The 18,613-nt window shown below is 30.0% G+C and carries 19 protein-coding genes and 1 pseudogene; 7 read left to right on the top strand and 13 right to left on the bottom strand.

Going from position 1 to position 18,613, the window contains the following annotated elements:
- The first annotated feature begins 7 nt into the window (after positions 1–7).
- The 3 genes and pseudogenes from METIN_RS07140 to METIN_RS07150 all read left to right on the top strand — a co-directional run bounded on the left by METIN_RS07140 (position 8) and on the right by METIN_RS07150 (position 2,402).
- Positions 8–869 (top strand): annotated as a pseudogene (locus METIN_RS07140) (radical SAM protein).
- An 8-nt stretch (positions 870–877) separates the two neighbouring features.
- Entirely contained in the window at positions 878–1,630 is a 753-nt protein-coding gene (locus METIN_RS07145) for a sugar phosphate isomerase/epimerase family protein (protein WP_013100806.1), read from the top strand.
- A gap of 4 nt (positions 1,631–1,634) precedes the next feature.
- On the top strand, positions 1,635–2,402 hold the full coding sequence (locus METIN_RS07150) for an adenosylcobinamide amidohydrolase (protein WP_013100807.1): 768 nt from the start codon (positions 1,635–1,637) through the stop codon (positions 2,400–2,402).
- Here METIN_RS07150 and METIN_RS07155 read toward each other — a convergent pair.
- From METIN_RS07155 to METIN_RS07165, 3 genes are all read right to left on the bottom strand, one after another.
- Positions 2,399–3,418 carry a FecCD family ABC transporter permease gene (locus METIN_RS07155; RefSeq protein ID WP_013100808.1) on the bottom strand — a complete coding sequence of 340 codons (1,020 nt, stop codon included), beginning with the start codon at positions 3,416–3,418 and terminating at the stop codon, positions 2,399–2,401. The genes METIN_RS07150 and METIN_RS07155 overlap by 4 nt on opposite strands.
- Entirely contained in the window at positions 3,419–4,462 is a 1,044-nt protein-coding gene (locus tag METIN_RS07160) for a FecCD family ABC transporter permease (RefSeq protein WP_013100809.1), read from the bottom strand.
- A 91-nt stretch (positions 4,463–4,553) separates the two neighbouring features.
- The gene (locus METIN_RS07165; protein ID WP_013100810.1) at positions 4,554–5,876 is read right to left on the bottom strand and encodes an ABC transporter substrate-binding protein; all 1,323 of its coding nucleotides are present in this window, start codon (positions 5,874–5,876) and stop codon (positions 4,554–4,556) included.
- Positions 5,877–6,117: 241 nt separating this feature from the next.
- Here METIN_RS07165 and METIN_RS07170 point away from each other — a divergent pair, with 241 nt between their 5' ends.
- Positions 6,118–6,714, top strand: coding sequence for an NDR1/HIN1-like protein (locus METIN_RS07170; protein WP_013100811.1), 597 nt, complete (start codon positions 6,118–6,120; stop codon positions 6,712–6,714).
- Positions 6,715–6,809: 95 nt separating this feature from the next.
- Positions 6,810–7,481, top strand: a complete 672-nt coding sequence (locus METIN_RS07175) for a hypothetical protein (protein WP_013100812.1) — start codon at positions 6,810–6,812, stop codon at positions 7,479–7,481.
- Here METIN_RS07175 and METIN_RS07180 read toward each other — a convergent pair.
- The 9 genes from METIN_RS07180 to METIN_RS07220 all read right to left on the bottom strand — a co-directional run bounded on the left by METIN_RS07180 (position 7,478) and on the right by METIN_RS07220 (position 17,178).
- Complete coding sequence (locus METIN_RS07180; RefSeq protein WP_013100813.1) at positions 7,478–8,587, bottom strand: DNA topoisomerase IV subunit A; 1,110 nt, start codon at positions 8,585–8,587, stop codon at positions 7,478–7,480. The two genes, METIN_RS07175 and METIN_RS07180, sit on opposite strands and share 4 nt — an antisense overlap.
- A gap of 14 nt (positions 8,588–8,601) precedes the next feature.
- A complete protein-coding gene (locus tag METIN_RS07185; protein ID WP_013100814.1) occupies positions 8,602–9,747 on the bottom strand; it encodes a YcaO-related McrA-glycine thioamidation protein in 1,146 nt (381 codons plus the stop codon).
- Positions 9,748–9,871: 124 nt separating this feature from the next.
- Positions 9,872–11,014 (bottom strand): phosphate ABC transporter substrate-binding protein PstS, encoded by a 1,143-nt coding sequence (pstS, locus tag METIN_RS07190; protein WP_013100815.1) that lies wholly within the window; start codon positions 11,012–11,014, stop codon positions 9,872–9,874.
- 113 nt (positions 11,015–11,127) lie between these two features.
- A complete protein-coding gene (locus tag METIN_RS07195) occupies positions 11,128–11,868 on the bottom strand; it encodes a coenzyme F420-0:L-glutamate ligase (protein WP_013100816.1) in 741 nt (246 codons plus the stop codon).
- A gap of 19 nt (positions 11,869–11,887) precedes the next feature.
- On the bottom strand, positions 11,888–13,243 hold the full coding sequence (proS, locus tag METIN_RS07200; RefSeq protein WP_013100817.1) for a proline--tRNA ligase: 1,356 nt from the start codon (positions 13,241–13,243) through the stop codon (positions 11,888–11,890).
- A gap of 16 nt (positions 13,244–13,259) precedes the next feature.
- Positions 13,260–14,018: an ABC transporter ATP-binding protein gene (locus tag METIN_RS07205; RefSeq protein ID WP_013100818.1), complete on the bottom strand. Its 759-nt coding sequence runs from the start codon at positions 14,016–14,018 to the stop codon at positions 13,260–13,262.
- Positions 14,019–14,043: 25 nt separating this feature from the next.
- Complete coding sequence (locus tag METIN_RS07210) at positions 14,044–15,078, bottom strand: FecCD family ABC transporter permease (RefSeq protein ID WP_013100819.1); 1,035 nt, start codon at positions 15,076–15,078, stop codon at positions 14,044–14,046.
- A complete protein-coding gene (locus METIN_RS07215; RefSeq protein ID WP_013100820.1) occupies positions 15,078–16,085 on the bottom strand; it encodes a methyltransferase in 1,008 nt (335 codons plus the stop codon). Before METIN_RS07215 ends, METIN_RS07210 begins: the two co-directional genes overlap by 1 nt.
- Positions 16,078–17,178: an iron ABC transporter substrate-binding protein gene (locus tag METIN_RS07220; RefSeq protein WP_013100821.1), complete on the bottom strand. Its 1,101-nt coding sequence runs from the start codon at positions 17,176–17,178 to the stop codon at positions 16,078–16,080. The genes METIN_RS07215 and METIN_RS07220 overlap by 8 nt, the downstream gene beginning before the upstream one ends.
- Positions 17,179–17,362: 184 nt before the next feature.
- Here METIN_RS07220 and METIN_RS07225 point away from each other — a divergent pair, with 184 nt between their 5' ends.
- Positions 17,363–17,674, top strand: coding sequence for a hypothetical protein (locus METIN_RS07225; protein ID WP_157198834.1), 312 nt, complete (start codon positions 17,363–17,365; stop codon positions 17,672–17,674).
- Between the two features lie 27 nt (positions 17,675–17,701).
- On the opposite strand, the gene METIN_RS07230 is transcribed toward METIN_RS07225, so the two are convergent.
- Complete coding sequence (locus METIN_RS07230) at positions 17,702–18,289, bottom strand: hypothetical protein (RefSeq protein ID WP_013100823.1); 588 nt, start codon at positions 18,287–18,289, stop codon at positions 17,702–17,704.
- A 34-nt stretch (positions 18,290–18,323) separates the two neighbouring features.
- Here METIN_RS07230 and METIN_RS07235 point away from each other — a divergent pair, with 34 nt between their 5' ends.
- Positions 18,324–18,611 carry a hypothetical protein gene (locus METIN_RS07235; protein ID WP_013100824.1) on the top strand — a complete coding sequence of 96 codons (288 nt, stop codon included), beginning with the start codon at positions 18,324–18,326 and terminating at the stop codon, positions 18,609–18,611.
- Positions 18,612–18,613 lie beyond the last annotated feature (2 nt).

Consider the following 18,613-nt stretch of genomic DNA (forward strand, 5'->3'; position numbering starts at 1 on the left):
TGAAATTATTAAATATCTAATCCTAAAAGTAACAAATAAATGTAATTTAAACTGTATTTATTGTTATGCATTTAATAAAAACAATAAAGATATGGATTTTAAAACTGCAAAGAATGCAGTTGATTGTATTTTAGAAATGGATAATAAGTTAAAAATTCAATTTACTGGTGGGGAACCACTTTTGAATTTTAATTTAATTGAAAGAATAATAAAATACTGTAATAAAAATTACTCTGATAAAGATATCTCTTATGCAATACAGACGAATGGAACTCTAATAAATAAAAAATTTGTTAAAAAAATTAAGGAATTAAATATAAAAATTGGCATTAGCATAGATGGTTTGGAAATAAATGACACACTAAGACCCTACAAAAACAAAAAACCTTCAACAATAGACACGTTAAGAGGAATATATCTTTTATAAAGAATATAATATTCCTTTTGGTATAACAGTGGTTGTAACAAACAAAAATCTTCCAAACATAAAGGAATTCGTTGAATATTTAATTACTTTAGGGATTAAAAGTATAAGTTTTGATCTATTAAAGCCAAAGAGAAAAGAACATTTAAAATTAATGCCGAATGAAGATGAATTTAATAAAATTTTAAATGAGTTGAGAAATTATCCAATATATATTAAGAACATATTAAGAAAAGAAAAACTAAAGGAAAGTAAAAAATATTGCTTTTTAAATAGTGGAGACTTACTCTTTGTCAATGAGTTTGGAAATATCTACCCCTGTCCTACATTAGAAGGGTATTTTTATATGGGTAATATAAATAAAATTGATAAAGAAAATCTAAAATTATTTAAAATTAATTGTAATTACTGTTTTGCAAGGAAATTTTTAATAGATACTATATAGGAGATAATATGATAGGCGTCTCAACAAGTATATTTGCAGATTCAAATACAAAGTTAGAAGATGCTTTATCAATTTTAGAAGATAAAACAAAATATGTTGAACTTATTTGTGATGGACGCTTAAATGTTATGGAAAATATTGAAGTTCCACTTTCTTTTGATTTGAAATATACATTACATTGTCCACTTTCAGATATGAATTTATCGTCCTTTAGGGAAAAGGTTAGAAAAACAAGTATAGAAGTTGTTGAGGATATTTTAAAAGTTGCCGATAAAGCGAACGCTTCCTTAATAGTTCTTCATCCAGGTTATTGTATCTTTAAAGAAGATTATACAAAAGCATTAAATGCTTTAAAAAAGTCTATATTCGAGTTAAATAGACTTCAAAGTGAATATTCCATAAAAATAACAATAGAAAATATGCCATCTTATAGTATGTTTATGTTTAGGGAACCAACTGAGGAAATTATTGAAATTTTAGGAGATGTTGGAATAACCTTTGATATTGGACATTCTTTTTTAAATAACAACATTAATGAATTTTTAAATGATAAAATCATTGATAAAATTTTCCATATCCACATTCATGATAACAATGGAGAGTTTGATGAACATCTATGTATAGGAAAGGGAAAGATTGAATTTGAAAAATATAAAAGAAAGTTAAAACGAATAAATTGTATAGAAATGATTGAAATGCAGTATAAGAGTATTAAAGATTTGGATTTATGTATTGAAAGGGTTAAAAAGTTGTTTAGGTGATAATATGGAAAGAATTTTAAATATGGATGATTGGGATGCATATAAAATTTCTCATACTGTTGATGTTGATGGAGAAGTTGAAAAAACAAAATCCCTAATAATTGAATTTGGTAAAAAAAGAAGAGTTTTGTCAACAAGAGAGGGATTTAAGAAAGTTAAATACGTTGGAAATCATTCAATCCCCGTACCATTTTGGGATAAGATTCACAACTACAAAGATTATGAAGATCATGTTTTAAGGAAGATTGGGATTAAAAAGGAGGATATTGCTTTACTATCAACTGGAGCTAATATGGATAATTTAGCTATTGCAAAAGAGGAATTTGATGAATTTTATGTAGTTGCTTTTACAACTGCTGGAGCAAAGTATAACGCAATAAGATTAGGAGATGAAGAAGCAGAGTATATTGAAAAAGATTTTAAAACTTACAAAATTGAAAATGGAAAATTAATCCCTAAAGAAGAAATTGGAACTGTTAATATTATTTTAATAACAAATGCAAGATTAACTGATGGAGCTATGGCAAGGGCTATAATAACCATTACAGAGGCAAAAACTAATGCCTTTCAAGAGTTAAATATAAGAAGTACTAAACATTCTGAACTTCAAGCAACAGGAACAGGAACAGATAATGTTATAGTTGTTGGGGGTTTTGGTAAAGGAGTTAATTACACAGGAGGACATACAAAAATTGGAGAAATGATGGCCAAGGTTGTTAAAAGCTCTGTAATAGAAGCATTAATTAAACAAGATAACTTAAAAATAAACTAAAGATCAATTTTCAAATGTTTTTCTGACTTATATATTAAATAAACTACTAATAATCCTCCAAATAAATCTAAAATTGATTTCACAGGAATTACTTTTGGAGCAAATAATTTTATTGATATTAAATAACATAGTAGTGAAATAAACATTCCAACTAACATTGAGGCAGGAATAGTCCATCTATGATCAGAGGTTTTCATTATAATCCTTGCAATATATGGAGAGGCAATACCAATAAATGGTATTAAACCAACAAATGGTATTATTGTTCCAACAATAAAACTTGATAAGAATAAAATTAATAATCTAACTTTTTTTATATTTAAACCAAAACTTTTTGCATAGTTTTCACCAAACAATAGAGCATTTAAATGTTTTGAAAGTAAATAAGATATTATCAAAAATATTATTGAGCAAGTCAATATTAATTTTAGATTTTCCCATCTTACACCTGTAAAATTACCTTGTAAATACATCCAAAACTCTTGGATTTCAATGTTATCTGCAAAGGTTATAAGATAGCTTTCTACTCCATAATAGAAGTAGGTAAATAATATTGTACAAACTAACACTCCACTTACATCTCTAATTCTTGAGGCAAGAAATAATAGAACAATTAGTGCTAAACTTGCTCCTATCCAGCCACCTATAACATGATCAGGAATATTTAGAAAGTTTGAAAATGAAAATCCAAGAAATATAGTAATTGCTACACCAAGAATAGCTCCACTTGAGATCCCAGTTGTGTATGGGGATGCCAAAAGATTTCTAAATAGTGTTTGGAGTTTTAATCCTGAAACAGACAAAACCATTCCAACAATTACAGCAGTCACCAATGGTGGAATTCTTACTTCCCATATTAATATATCTTTAAATTTATCTCCAGTGCTACCATAAAATAAAAAATTTTTAACATCTTGAATTGTTATAGACTTTGCACTACCTCCTTTAAAAATTCCATAAATAAAAAGTGAAAATATTAATATTACTAACAAAAAAATAATGAAAATTCTTCTCATTTAAATCCCCATCTTTCCCCTTTTTATATATATTATTATTGCAATTGGTGATCCTATTATCGCTAAAGGGCACATCAAAGTCAATTCTGAACTTGTTGTTGGAACTATAATACCAGGTCTTACAAGGATATCAGCTATTATCAAAAAAATTGCTCCAATTAGCATAGTAGTTGGGATCACATAGAGATGCTTTGATGTTCCACATAATAATCTTGCAACTATTGGACAAACTAATCCAACAAATCCAATAGGTCCAGAAAATGCTATAATGCTTGCTGTAATCATACAAGATATTAAAATAATTAAAATTCTTAATTTTTTAATATCAATTCCAACACTTCTTGCATAATTTTCGCCAAGTAAATATGCATCAAGAAATTTTGATAAAAAATATACCAAAAAACAGCAAATAATTATTATACTACTCATTATTAATGACTGCTTCATTGTTATAGAACTTAAAGATCCATATCCCCACATTATAAAACTGGCTAAGACATTATTATCAACACCAATAAAATCACTAAATGAAATAACAATTGTGATTAGCCCAGATGAAATATAACCTATCATTAGCCCAACAATCAGAAGAGTAGTAATTTGTCTAACTTTCTTTGCAAGGGATAAAACAACTAACATAGTTAATAATGAACCTAAATAAGCAGATGTAATAAAGCCCCATATAGAATGAGGAATGCCAAGCTTAAATAATAGAGATGTAAAAACATATAGTGCTACACCAAGAGACGCTCCACTTGATACTCCTATTAAGTAAGGATCAGCAAGAGGGTTTCTAAATAAACTTTGCATTAATAAACCTGCAACAGCTAATCCCATCCCTGCAAAGATTGCTCCAATTGTTCTTGGTAATCTACATTTTTCAATTATTTTGTCATAGATAGGGTTTCCAGTAGTGCCCATTATTAAATAATTATAAAATTTTTTTGGCTCTATTTTAATGGTTCCATTTGTTATACTTAATAATGATAAAAAGCCCAATATAAATAAAAGAAATAGTAAAAACAAACCTATCCTAATTTTCAAAAATACATCACCTTATATTATTAATTAACTATAATAATCTTGAAGAGATATAAAAATATTTTAAATTTATAAATCTAAAAAATAAAATATATTATTTTAATTTCTTGAAGTAATGTAACTTACTATCTCCATCATCAAAACATTCTGGATGTACCATTCTTGCAAAATCTTCAATTAATAAGTCCATATTTACATTCCCATCATATGAATAACTAAATTTTGTTGTATACACTCTCTTTGCACTATCTAAAACTGGAGCTAAGTCAGGTCTTCTTTCTTTTAATTCCTCAAGCGTATCCATTGGCTCTTTTAGTGAGTTCCAATTCATATAGATAAATACATCACATCCCTTAATATGTTCTAAAGTAGTTTCTTTGTCAAGATTTACATAGGAAGTTCCTGGAATATCAAGGAAGCAGTAATCTCCTTTAACTTCTAATATCCACTTTGCACAGTAATTTTGAGCACAATACACCCAAGGTCCAGAATATGGTGACCAATAGAGCATGGCAACTTTTGGCCTATAAGTTGCCTTTCTTGTTTTTCTCACTAATTCATTTCTCTTTTTCCAAACTTTTTGTAGGAAATCATTTCCTTTCTTGTCTAAGTTATAGAATGCGGCATATACTTTTGCCCATTCTGCTTTTGCAAGGAAGTCGGGTTCATTTGATTCAATAGTTACAAGATAATTTATACCTAAATCACTTACTGTAGCAATGTCCTTAGCTAAATAACTGTGTGTCCAAGGAATGAAAATGATGTCAGGGTTTATGTTCAATAACACTTCCTTGTTAATACTTCCCCATTTTCCAATAGGAACAATATCTCCATTATCGACATAAGGTTTTAATTTAGGAAACACTCCATAATCTTTTATTTTAATGTATGTATATTCAGAAACGCCCTTAATAGACTTTCTTACATTATCGTCATCTAATGCCTCAAGCATGGCTATTTGAAATGCGTTTAATGTACATACTTTTTTTACAGGAGCATAAATAACTTTCACATCAGGAGGTAAATTACTTGGAAGTTTTTCTCCATCTTTTACAATACAGTATTTATTATACACTTTGTTATTATATTCTGTTGTTATAATTTTATATGCCCAGTTTTCGTTATAATTTACAGGATTTCCATTTGTATCATAATATTCTATTTTAAAGTTTTTCGCAAATACTACAGGCTCTCTCCATTTTTGATAGTTGTTAAATAAATATACGACATCTGCTATATCAACTGAATTATCACAATTTAAATCACCCTTTTCTAATCCAACGTCCCTGTGCTTAAAAAGATAAACTACATCTGCAATGTTAATTGACCCATCTCCATTTACATCTCCAATAACTTCTCCAAATACTATAGGACTTAATAAAATCATTATTACAAATAAAAACATTCTTCTTAACATATTATCCACCAACTTATAGTTAACAATTTTAATTAATAATTTTGTTATATTATATAGTACTTTAATAATATAAAACTTTCGAATTTTATTATTAAAAATTATTAACTATATAAAGTCTACCTCTACCAAACATAAAATACATTTAATTATAATTTAAATAATTATAATTAATATTATAAGAATTAAGACATATAAAAATAAGATAATCGCAATAAAAATTTAAATATTATTAGGTGATAACTTGAAAAAGCTATTAATAATTTTTTCAATTTTAGCTTTAACTTTATTTTCTGGCTGTCTTGAAAAGCCAACAGTAGAGTTTAAAGGAGAGAAGGTTGAAAATTTAGGAGATCTAACCAAGGTTACAATAGACATTTATGTTAATAATCCTAACCCATTAGGAGTTAAGATTGATGAATTAACGTTAGATATTTACGCTCTTGCCAATGGAGATAAAATAAAGATTGGAGAAGCTGTAAAAAGAGATATTTCTATAAATCTAGGAGATAATAATATAGAAATTCCTATTTTAATTAATAATAGTAGATTAATAGAATACTTCATAAAAACTAAAAGAACTAAAATTCCTGTAAAGGTTGAGGGAGAAATAAAAGTTAATCTGATGTTAATTTCAGTTCCAATTCCTATAAGTTATGAGACAGAAATTGATATAGGTAATTTAGCTAAAGAATATCTTAAAAGAGAAGCTATAAAGAATATAGAATCTATCAGAGAAATAGTTAAGCAAAATAACTCCATAAATCAGGAAGAAATAAAAAAGCTTGCTGAAAAATATAATATAAGCCCAGATGAACTTAAACAATTAATTAATAAATAATTTTTAATTTTTCTTTTTTCTAACTATAAAAAGTTTTTATATAAATTTAAAATTAATATATAAAATTAAAATTTACAAAAGTTAAGGTGTTAAATTTGGATCCAAAGATTGCTCTTAGGAAAGAGATGGTTGCTGAATTTACACTAAACAGATCTTTTAACACCTACAAGGGAAAGGTTGTTAAAGCTGAATTCACAAGTCCTTTAGAGGGGATTGTTGTAAAGAATAAAAAAGATCAGCTCTATTTTTATCCTCTTTTAGCTTTGCACATGGTTAAGCCCTTAAATTGTTTTCCCATAAATGTTATTCCTAAAACTTCTCTACCAACAAATCCTAAGAATATTCATATAAAAGAAGCCCTTTCAAGAATTGTTGGGAGAACTGTTAAGGTTTTCTATGAAAATCCAAAAACTTCTTACCTTGGAAGATTATTAGGCTTTAAAAGAGGAGTCTTTTCTTGGACTTTGGTTATGGAGATACATGGAGAAGTTGTTCTTCTTTTTAATCCTGATTACATTATTTATTATGGGACAAGATGGGACTTTTTAAAAAATAATCCTCCCTATAAGCCTCCTAAGTTGATGAATATAACTAAGACAGCTAACTATTTAAAGAGATGTTTATTAGAGGAGATAAAGATAGAGCCAGAGCATCCAAGGATAAATATTGAAGATAAAGTTTATGTTTATCCCTATGGGGTTGTTTATGAGGATGAATACTTAGGAGAAGTGGTTATAAACATCTTAAAAGAAAAAGAGTTTATTTAAGGTAGCCAAGTGCTGTCATCTTTTAACTTCTCTGGCAAGTAAGTATTAACAACATACTTTAAACCATACTTAGCTAAGGACTGCTGTTCAGCCCTAACTCCCATCTCAAGCATCTGCTTTAAAGCTTTTTGCCACTCAGGGAAGCTCTTAACAAAGTCATCATTCTTAAGCCCATCCTTTATTCTCTTTATATCTTGCTCTTTTAAAGGATGTGTTGGAAGATCATAGTCAATAATATCCTGAGGAGTTATCCCTATCAACCTTGCAGCTGGGATAGATAGCTTATCAGCTAAGTGAATAGCTTTTCCACTACCTACTTTTAAGGTTCTATATATATTGAGATATCCATAAGGATCTCCATCAGTAAAAACAAGAACTGGAAGTTCATATTCCTCATGTAACCTCTTTATAAACCTTCTTGTTGCTCTTGCAGGAACTCCTTTTAAAGAAACCAATATACAATTATGTTTATCCCAAAATCTCTCAGCATTTAACCTTGCAAACATCCCTGATGTTTCTATGGCTAAGATGAAATCAGCATCAGTTTCAAAGTTCAGCTTAGTTATATCATTTGGAATATTGTAAGCACCAGTCCCTAACCTTCTACAGTCAACAACTAACTCTCCCTCTGGAGTTTCCTCAATAATCTTTAATGGCCCTACAACAGCTGAACCATCTTCCTCTGGGACAAAGCCAAGATGCTCTCTTAAAACTCCTAATGCTGCTTCTAAATCCTCTATAACATTGTTAGATGCCTGCTGATCATCAAATCTTGCCTCTCCCCAGTTCTTGGAGACATAGTAAGCTTCCCTAAGTGTTGAGAAGTCATCATTCTCCAACAATTCCTTAGCAAATTCCATCATCTTAGTGGTTTGAGCAAAGATCTTAGCCTGGCTAACTGTTAAAGTTCTCTCCTTTTCCTTACCAACTAAAGTAAATGATCCCTTCTTCCTATCAAATAGAGCATTGCTTAAACTTCTTATAGGCATCTTTATCTTAGGCCTTTTTCCCTTCATCAAGTCATCATACATCTTCTTAGCAAGCTCTATAATTTTTTGTTTAGCTATTTCTCTTGGCTTCTTAGGAATCTTTGGAATTTTAACCATGCTTAATCACTCATTTAAATGTTATACAATTTTTTAGCTCTCTCTATTCCTCTCCTTGATAACCTATCTCTATCCATAGTATAAACTTCTAAGCCAGGAATGATAATTCTAACACAGTCCACTCCAACCTTATTTAAATTCACATATATAAGATTGTCAAAACTATGTTCCAATAACTTATTTATTACAAATTTTATATCTTTTTTTAAATCATAGCTTGCATGGTTTGGTAAATCACTAAGCTCAATTTTTTCCTCACTTTCAAACCACTTCTTATTTATCCTTTTTATTCTCTCATAATTTACTCTATTTAAAAATCTTTCCCTTAACTTAGCATCTCTCCTTTTTTTATGAACCTGTGAAGCTCTACTCTGGGCTACTTCAGTTAAAGCTCTTATAATAGCTATCTCAGGGTTGATATGACAGCCAACCCCTATACACATCATTAGAGGATCTTTATCATCACAAACTGCTGCTACAACAGGAATTTCAAATTCTGAAGTTAGATCTTTTAAAATTATATTAATTCCAGCCCTTTCAAATTTTTCAAGTAAGTTTTGAATAATTTCATTATTAATACTATCCTTATCTATCTCTCTTGGAATTTTTGGAGAGAGATCCGCTAAGCTCCAAGCATCTCTTTCAATTACTTCAAAGGTTCCATGAACTATAGCTTCTTCTAAGCAGTTTCCACTTGCCAATCCATTAGTGTGTCCTCTAAATAAATTAATTTCTTTTAGTGGGTAAAAGACAGCGTCAACAGGAACATCAATATAACTTTCTGAGATTAAGTCATAGCCTTGAACCCATTCTTTAACCTTCCTTGATGAATATTTTGGAAGAATAAGCTTTTCAATATCTATTGGGTTCTCAGGATCCTTAATTAAGTTTTCATCATAAGCTGCTGAATATCTTTCAATAGCCTCCATACAGGCTGAAACCCTTGCCTGAATGTCAATGAAACCTTTTCCATAATGATAGACATAAGCTTCTTTCCCATCTAAAAAGACTTTTCTTTTGAGATAATAAACTGGAATTCCTACCTTATCTAAATGCTCTATACTTTTAATTTCAACAGTATTTATTTTCTTTAGAGCTTCTTCTATATCTTTTAAAGTTTCTTCAGGTTTCTTAATTTTATAATAAAACTTAACCTTCATACTTAACCACATGTAAAAATTTGAAATTTTTAATTTTAGGGTTTATCTGTAAATTACTATTTTAGCTTAATCTATAAAAAAAGTTACTTAAAATAAAAATTTAAAATATAAAAATTAAAAAAGTTTATTCTTTAATCATGTCAACAGCTTTTAAGCCTATCTTAGCAACATCTTCTGGTAAGCCAACATATCCAGGAGCTAAGTGCTCTGGCTTCTGTCCTTCAGTTAAAACCCACTTTATGAACTCTTTTATAGCCTTAGCCTTCTCTGGAGAGTAGTGCTTTCCATTCTTGTTTTCCCAGACTAAGAAGTGGGTGAATGCAACTATTGGGTAACTATTTTCTCCAGGAGCATTTAACATTTGCTTTAAGTCTTCCTTGTATCCCTCAGTTGGATCTGGGATATAAGCCTTAACTCCTGAAACAGCAGCCTTTATAGTTTCATCAGTTGGCTTAACAAAGTTTCCAGCCTTGTTTTTAAGAGCTGCTACTGGTAAGTTATTCTCAATAGCATAACTTAACTCTGTGTAAGCTATTGAATATGGAGTTTTTGTTAAAGCTGCTACAACTCCAGAGTTCCCTTTTTGTCCTATTCCTCTACCTTCTTTATCAACTGGCCAGTTAATTAATTTTCCAACTAAATCTTCTGGCCACTCTTTACTTGCTAAGCTTAAGTATGTTGTAAATATAGCAGTTGTACCACTTGAGTCACTTCTGTGTATAACAATTATTTTCTGATGAGGTAAGTTGAGATCTGGGTTTAAAGCTTTTATCTTTGGATCATCCCAATATTCTATTTTTCCTAAGAAAATTTCAGCTAAGGTATCTCCATCTAATTTTAAAGTTTTATCTCCTATCTCAGGAACATTGTAAGTTACAACAACAGCACCAACAATTTCAGGGAACTGTAATGGCTGATCTCCAGTTTCTAAGAATTTTTTCCACATAGATTCTTTAACAGGAGGATCAGTTCTTCCAATGTCAGTTAAACCTTTTAAGAAAGCTTCTTGTCCATGTCCAGATCCTCCACCTTCATACTCAATCTTAACATTTGGATTTATCTTTTGATAATCTTCAATCCACTTTTGTATCTGATACTTTGGAAATGTAGCTCCTGTAGTCCTTATAACAATAACTTTGTTAGCAGTTTTTTCCTCTCCTGCAGTAGCAGGTTTCTCTTGCCCCTGGGTAGTTCCTTGACATCCTGCCAAAGAGATTATTGGAACTATCATTAATAGAGCCAAAAATATGGCTAAATATTTCTTCATTAGCTCTCACCTAAGATTTTTAAAGCTAAAATTTACAAATAAATCATAATCAAAAAGAGGTATATAAATGTTACTATTTAGCTAAAAATTTCACAATTTATGAACAAAATAGATTATCTGAAAACATCTTCCTCTTTTTCTCTTATTAAATCTCTTCCTCTACCTTCTCCAAAGGGTACGTTAGCTTTTCTTATAATCACTATAGGAATCCCTTCATTAGCCTCTCCCATTACTACATTAGCCATACTTGCAAGTTCATCAGCTATAGCTACTTCAGTGCTCTTAAGCTCTCTTCCAAATAAATCCTTCTCTCCCTTCCTATCCCATAGAGCAAGGATTCCACTAACTCCTATGGCTACTCCAACAGAGCCTTTTCTAAATGGCCTTCCAAAGCTGTCTGAGATTATAACTCCTACATCCTTTCCTGTTAATTCTTTAATCCTTCTTCTAATTCTTTCAGCACTTCTATCTGGATCCTCTGGCAATAATTTAATTCCTATAACATTACTTTCATCAACTCCACTATTTGCACAGACAAAGCCATGCTTAGTTTCAGTTATTATAAAGTTTTTTCCCACCCTTACAATCTCTTTAGCCTCATCTAATATAGCTTGGACAACCTCAGGCTCTTTTCCAACCTTCTTAGCCAACTCTAAAGCTTCCTTAGAAACCTTAATTTCCTCTTTTTTCAAAATTCTTCCTTCTAACTTAGAAATTAGAGTCTCTGCTATAACCACTATATCTTTATCCTCAACAAAATCTTTTATAAGCTCAGCTATATCTACTTCCTCCCCTCCCTTAAAAATAGGTAGCTCTAATCCAATAACCTCAACCTTTCTTTTAATTCTAACCATAATTATAACCAAAAAATTTTTAGTAGGTTTTGGCAATAGCTATATACTTCTTTCCTTCATACTCTGTTTCTCCAAGAACCTTAGCATCAACCTTTTCTTCCAACTCCTCTTTATATATAGAGTTATCATAAGGCACTAAAATAATCCCTCTCTTTTTCTCAAGCATTTCCTTAGCTTCTTCAACATCACAAATAGTTATGAACTTTTTAAACCTCTCCTTAGCACTCTCCTTTAATCTCTTACTTATGTCTTCTAAGGTCTCTCTAACTTTCTCCTCTAACTCACTCTCCTCTATAACTATTTTCTCTCCTGTGTCTCTTCTAACCAATGTTATCTTTCCCTCTTCTATATCCCTTGGTCCTATATCTATCCTTAGAGGAACTCCCTTTATCTCCCAATCATAATACTTCTTCCCAGGCCTAATGTCTCTATCATCTATATGAACTCTATACTCCTTTAACCTCTCAGCCACTTCCTTAGCCTTATTTATAACCATCTCTTCCTTTCCTTTGAAGATTAGAGGGATTATAACCACTTGAATAGGAGCCACTACAGGAGGTAGCTTTAAACCCTTCTCATCTCCATGGATGGCTATAATGGAAGCTATAGCCCTATCAGAGATTCCATAACATGTTTGATAAGCATAATCCTTATCTCCTGTTGGAGTTTCAAACTCTATCTCAAAGGTTTTTGAAAAATGTTGTCCTAAGTTATGGACAGTTCCTATTTGTATAGCCCTACCATCTGGGAAGATGGTGTCAAAGGCTATTGTATAATCAGCTCCAGGGAACTTATCCCACTCTGGTCTCTTTATTATTAAATAAGGAATTCCTAAGGTGTCAAAGAACTTCTTATATATTCCAATAGCTTCCTTAACTTGCTTTTCAGCCTCTTCCTTTGTAGCATGAGCTGTATGAGCCTCTTTAAAGGTCATTATCTCTCTTAGCCTTATTAATGGCCTTGTATGCTTGGTTTCATATCTGAAAGTATTGACTATCTGATATAACTTTATTGGTAAATCAGTATGAACCTTAACCCAAAGCTTTAGCATATAATAAATAGCTGTTTCTGATGTTGGCCTTAAGGCTAATTTAACATCTAAAGGTGTTTTTCCACCATGGGTTACCCAGTAAACCTCATCTTCAAATCCCTTTATATGCTCTCCTTCCTTAGCCAATAATGTCTCTGGGATTAATAAAGGAAAGAGCACTTGTTCATGCCCACTTTCATCCAATAACTTGCTTAGAATTTCAAAAGTATATTTTCTAATTTTAAATCCATATGGTAGATAAACACCACATCCCTTTATTGGATATCTAACATCATATATTTCAGCTCTCTCTAAGATTTCTGAGTACCACTCTGAAAACTCCATATTCTTTCACCATTTTTTATGTGTCTAAGGGAATTACTATAGGGATATTATTTATTTTTTGTATAGTTACATCAATCTCATAAACCTCTCTTATAATATCAGGAGTCACACTATCCTTTTTTCTAACATCAACAATTTTACCATCTTTCATAAATATGAGTGTGTCAGAATATCTTAAAGCTAAGTTTATGTCATGCATAACCATTATTGTAACTATATTCTTCTCCTTTGTAATTTTTCTAATCAACTTTAAAATTTCAATTTGGTTTTTTAGATCTAAGTTATTTGTGGGCTCATCCAATAGTAAAACCTTTGGCTCTTGGACTAAGGCTCTGGCTATAACAACCTTTTGTAACTCTCCTCCTGAAAGCTCATTTGTATATCTTAAAGTATAGTCCTCTAAGTTAAGTAATTTTATTATTTCATAGGTCTTTTTCAAGTCTTCTTTAGAAGGCTCCCATGTAATAAATGGCTTTCTTCCTAATAGTATGGTGTCAAATACTGTTAAATATGTACCATCAGACTTTTGTGGAACATAGCCTAAAAGTTTGGCCAAGCTTTTCCTATCTAAATTATTTAAATTTAAATTTTCTAATAAAATAGTTCCTTTCTTAGGTTTTAAAATCTTTGCTATACACTTTAATAGTGTTGATTTTCCAGCACCATTAACCCCTAATATAGAAACAAGCTCTCCCTTAGAGACATTAAATTTCACATTATCTAACACTTTTTTACTCTTATAATAAAACTCTATACCCTCAACAGATAGGATCATAATAAATTCCCCCCTAAAAAGAGATTTATTTCATCTTTAGTAGGAGATATAAAAACATTGGAGCCCCTAAGAATGAGGTTAGTATCCCAACAGGCAGAATAATTGGAGCCATAATGGTTCTTGCTAATGTATCTGAAACCAATAAAATGAGAGATCCTAATGTAGAAGTTAGAGGAATAAGAAATCTATCATCATCACCTATTAGTATCCTTGATATATGTGGAGAAATTAAACCTATAAAGCCAATGATTCCCAAAAAAGAAACTGTCACTGCAACCAGTAGAGAAGATAAAAATAACCCTATTAATCTTTCCCTTTCTACATCAACACCTAAAGATTTGGCTACATCCTCTCCAAGAGTTAGGGAAAGATAATTCCATCTTTTGTAGTAAAAATATACTATAATAGATATAGTAACCAAAAACATTAGAAATAGCTCATTCCAAACAACCCTTCCTAAGTCTCCAAAGCTCCAATAAACTATAGCTGCTAACTGTAGTTCATCAGCAAAGTATTGTAGTAAGATGGTTCCAGCAGTAAATAAGGAACTTATGGCTACTCCAGACAAAATAACTGCCTCTGGAGACAAATTTTTAATCTTAGATAAAATTAAAATTATTATTATGGCTAAAAATGCTCCTAAAAAAGCAAAGAGGGTTATAAAATAAGGATTGTTAATTATTATCCCAGCTTTTTTAATTTCTCCAAAACCAAATAAAATAATTGCCAAAGCAGCTCCAAACATGGCTCCATGAGATACTCCTAAGGTGAATGGGCTTGCCAATGGGTTTTTTAAGAGCCTTTGCATAACTAAACCAGACACTGATAAAGCTGCTCCTGCGATTATTGCTCCTATAACTCTTGGCATCCTTAAGTTCCAAACAACTACATTAACATATTTATTAGTATCCATAAAAAAGATTGCCCTTATAACCTCATCAAATTTTAAAGTGTAGTCTCCAACAGAAAGGGAAACTATTATAAATATTATTAAAATAGCTGTGACAAAACATATAGTTAGTATTTTTCTTTTAATATATTCCTTATAATTAATGACCATTACTCCACCTTTTTAGAAATTATCATCTTACTTCCTCTATAGCACTTTAACTCTAAAAATTCCTTTAAATCTACAATATCTAAAATTTCAAAGCCTAAATTTTCTAAATAGTCTAAGTAATCATTAAAACTTAGATCTCCTTCAAAAGTAAATCTAATTGGACTTTTTCTTAAAATGTCTGATTTTCTCATTAGCCAATCAATATTATTTACATAGAATTCTAAATCTTCTTCACCATCCCAAAAGAATTGTTTGTTAATAAACAAGCCTCCAATATTTAAGGCATCATATACTTTCCTAATTATCTCTGGATTTTTTCCTCCAGGATGATAAGAGCTAAAAATAATGTCATAGTTCTCTCCAATACTATCCTTCCAGAAATTTCCTTTTATAAGCTCTATATTTTTAGCTTTATATTTTTCAATATATTTTCTTGTTTCTTCTATCACTTCTGGAAGATCAAAAACATAGCACTTTAAATTTTTATTCAACTTGCTAAAGTATATTGCATACAATCCATGCCCTCCAGCTAAGTCTAAAAGCTTTTTAGCATTCTTAATTTCATTTTTAAATCTTAGTCTTATATACTCCATAATCCTTGGTAATTCCCAAACCTTACACTCATTAGCCATTTTATGGATAACTTTAGTAAAGTTTAACCTTTTTTCTTTAAAATCCTTCCAATTCTCAATATCATTAAAATATTCATCCTCAAGATAAGGAATTATTGAGAATTCAGAATTCTCTCTTAGATATAGATCAGAAACTAAAGTATTTTTGTATTTTCCTCTTATTTTTTCAATTAGTTTCAACTCTAATAGAATTTTTAATATATATTCTAATATGTTTTTATCCAAATTTATTTTAATTAAAATTTCATCAAAAGTTTTAGGCTCTGATAGAATGTCAAAAATTTTTAACTCAATAGCCTTTTTTAATATGTAAAATAGTTTTATATTTATATACAAATCATAAAAAATATCTAAAATATATGGTTTCTTAATCATTGCTCTCACTTAAATTTAATCTCTTAAAACCTCCCCAAAATTGAGCCATTTCTTTATAAACAGGTTTTCCTACTAAAAATACATAAATTTCATCTGCTTTCTCCTCAGGGTTTATATCTTTAAATCTCTCTGGATAAAGAATTTTTCCAATATAGTAAGCATCTGCAAGTGCAGTTCCTATATTTGTTGTGTAAAAGTTGTAAGGAAGCAAGCCATACACATCTCCATTTTTAAATGCTTTTAGAGAGTTATAGAATTCCTTATTCCTCTTGTAGTCATTGATAACTAACTTTAATCCTCCTTCATCTATAAAGATAATGTCTGGATTCCACTTTAAGAGTTGTTCTTTACTTATAAACACATGTCCTGTTTTGTTTAACTGATCTACTACATTTCTTGCATGAACAGCTTCAAAGGGAGGATATTTGCACATTGTACTCTCAATTCCCCTCTGTCCTTTATATCCAATTCCCCCAACATAAACTGTTAGTTTTTTATCTTCTGGAATATCTTTAGTTCTACTATTTAGATCATTTAAACAATTGTCAATAAATTTTATAACTTCTTTAGCCCTATCCTCTTTGTTTAGTATTTTTCCAGCTAATTCTAATGATGTATAAAGCTCTTCTTCATTAAATGTAGCTAACTTCCCATAACTTAAAACTACTACAGGAATTCCAGTTCTTTCTTGTATTTTATCAGCTTGCTCTTTGGTTATGTAGCATGCAAATATCACATCTGGCTCAACTTTTAATATTTCCTCTAAGTTAGGCTTTGGATTAGGTCCACCTTGTCCTATAGTAGGAAGTTTAGCTAATTCAGGATGTGCCAACCTATAAGGTCTCCCATATGGTGTCCATAACTTCTCAGCATCTTCAACTCCAACAACCTTGTCAGTGGCATTTAGATAAACTATAAGTCTTAGACATCCTGGGCCAATGCACACAATTCTATTAACATCCTTTGGAACCTCTACATCTCTTCCTAAAAGGTCTTTAACCTTTACATGCTCTTCTAAATTTTTATTATTGTTTATACATCCACATGTAAATATTAGTAACAAAAATACTAAAAATATTAATATTTTCCTCATAAAATCACCTTATGGCATGAAAATTAGTATGAAGAATATATTAAAGAGTATTATTATATAAACCTAACTGCTTAAGTTATTCTGATAGAAATTATTAAAAATTTGCAGTTATAAATTAAAAGAAAATCTTAAAATTAAATAAATCTAATTTTAGTTTTGGATAGTGAGGAGAATGGTGGAGAGCTTGAACATGAAAAAACTCTGGGAAGAATTATTAGAGATAGCTAAAACATATCACAAAGAGAACAAATATTTTTACTCAAAAACAAAAAGAGGAGTTTATAAAATAAAGAGCTATGATAAAGATAAAATTGTAATAAAAAAGTTTAATGGGCTTGATGAAGTCCTAACAAAGAATAGGTTGTTTAGTAACATAGACAAGTTAATTTATGGAACTCCTTGGAAAATTTCTTCTTGCCTTAAAACTTTCCTCCTGCTCCACCCAAAAATTAAAGAAGAGAATGGAAATTTAAAGTTAGTTAATGAAGAAGATTAATTAATCTTTGAAAATTTTATATATTCTTCATTTCATTAGAGATCCAAAAATGGAGAAGAATATGTAGTCAAACTTAGTTTCTTTAAATATCTCATCTAAAACACAGCTAACCCAAATACTTGGAAGTCTCCTAAACTTAATTCCTACTAAGCCCTCAAGAATTCTAAGTTTATTTTTATGCAACATAGAACTTTTTAAGTTATCACATATAAAAATATTTTTAAGTTTATTAGGTAATTTTTTATTTAAATTATTTCTTTTATATAATATCTTTTTAATATACTTTGGATCCTCTCCAAAGACTTCATAAAATCTTGGATCCTCAGATTTTAACCAGTTAATAGCTGAATTTACAATAATTGAACATACAGCTCCTATATGAACATAACCATTATCAGGATATTCAGAGAAGTCATCAATAACAGCCAACTTTCTTTTAGTTTTTGGAGCTATGATATAAAATTTTGAAAATTTTAAGTCATCATATTCAACATTAAAAGTTAGATATTTTATAAGTTTTTTAGCAAGATTGTTATCATATGGGCTAAAAATAGGGTATTTCTCTAAATATTTTTTAAGTTCATGCATATCTAAATTTCTTTCATGTTCATTCATAAAACCACCTCAAAAAACCTTTTTAGGTGAGACTATGAAAAAGCTGGCTGTTGATGCTGTCATTTATGTTAGAGAGGGATTTAACTTTGATGAAGCATTTAATAAAGTTTTAGAAATATTAGGAGAGGATGTTAAAATTATCTCCTTGGAAAGGCCTGAATTAGCTTTATTTTATGATGACCAATACTTTTATAGATGTGGCTTTATGTTAGATAAGGAGCTAAAAGAAGAGGTGGATGTTGAAAAAATTAGAGAGAAGTTAAAAGATATTTTTAAGGATGAAATTATTTATACTTTAACATGTGAGATTTTAGGAGATTAAAA

Origin of the sequence: Methanocaldococcus infernus ME, assembly GCF_000092305.1 — an archaeon.
Taxonomy (GTDB): domain Archaea; phylum AGJL01; class Methanococci; order Methanococcales; family Methanocaldococcaceae; genus Methanocaldococcus; species Methanocaldococcus infernus.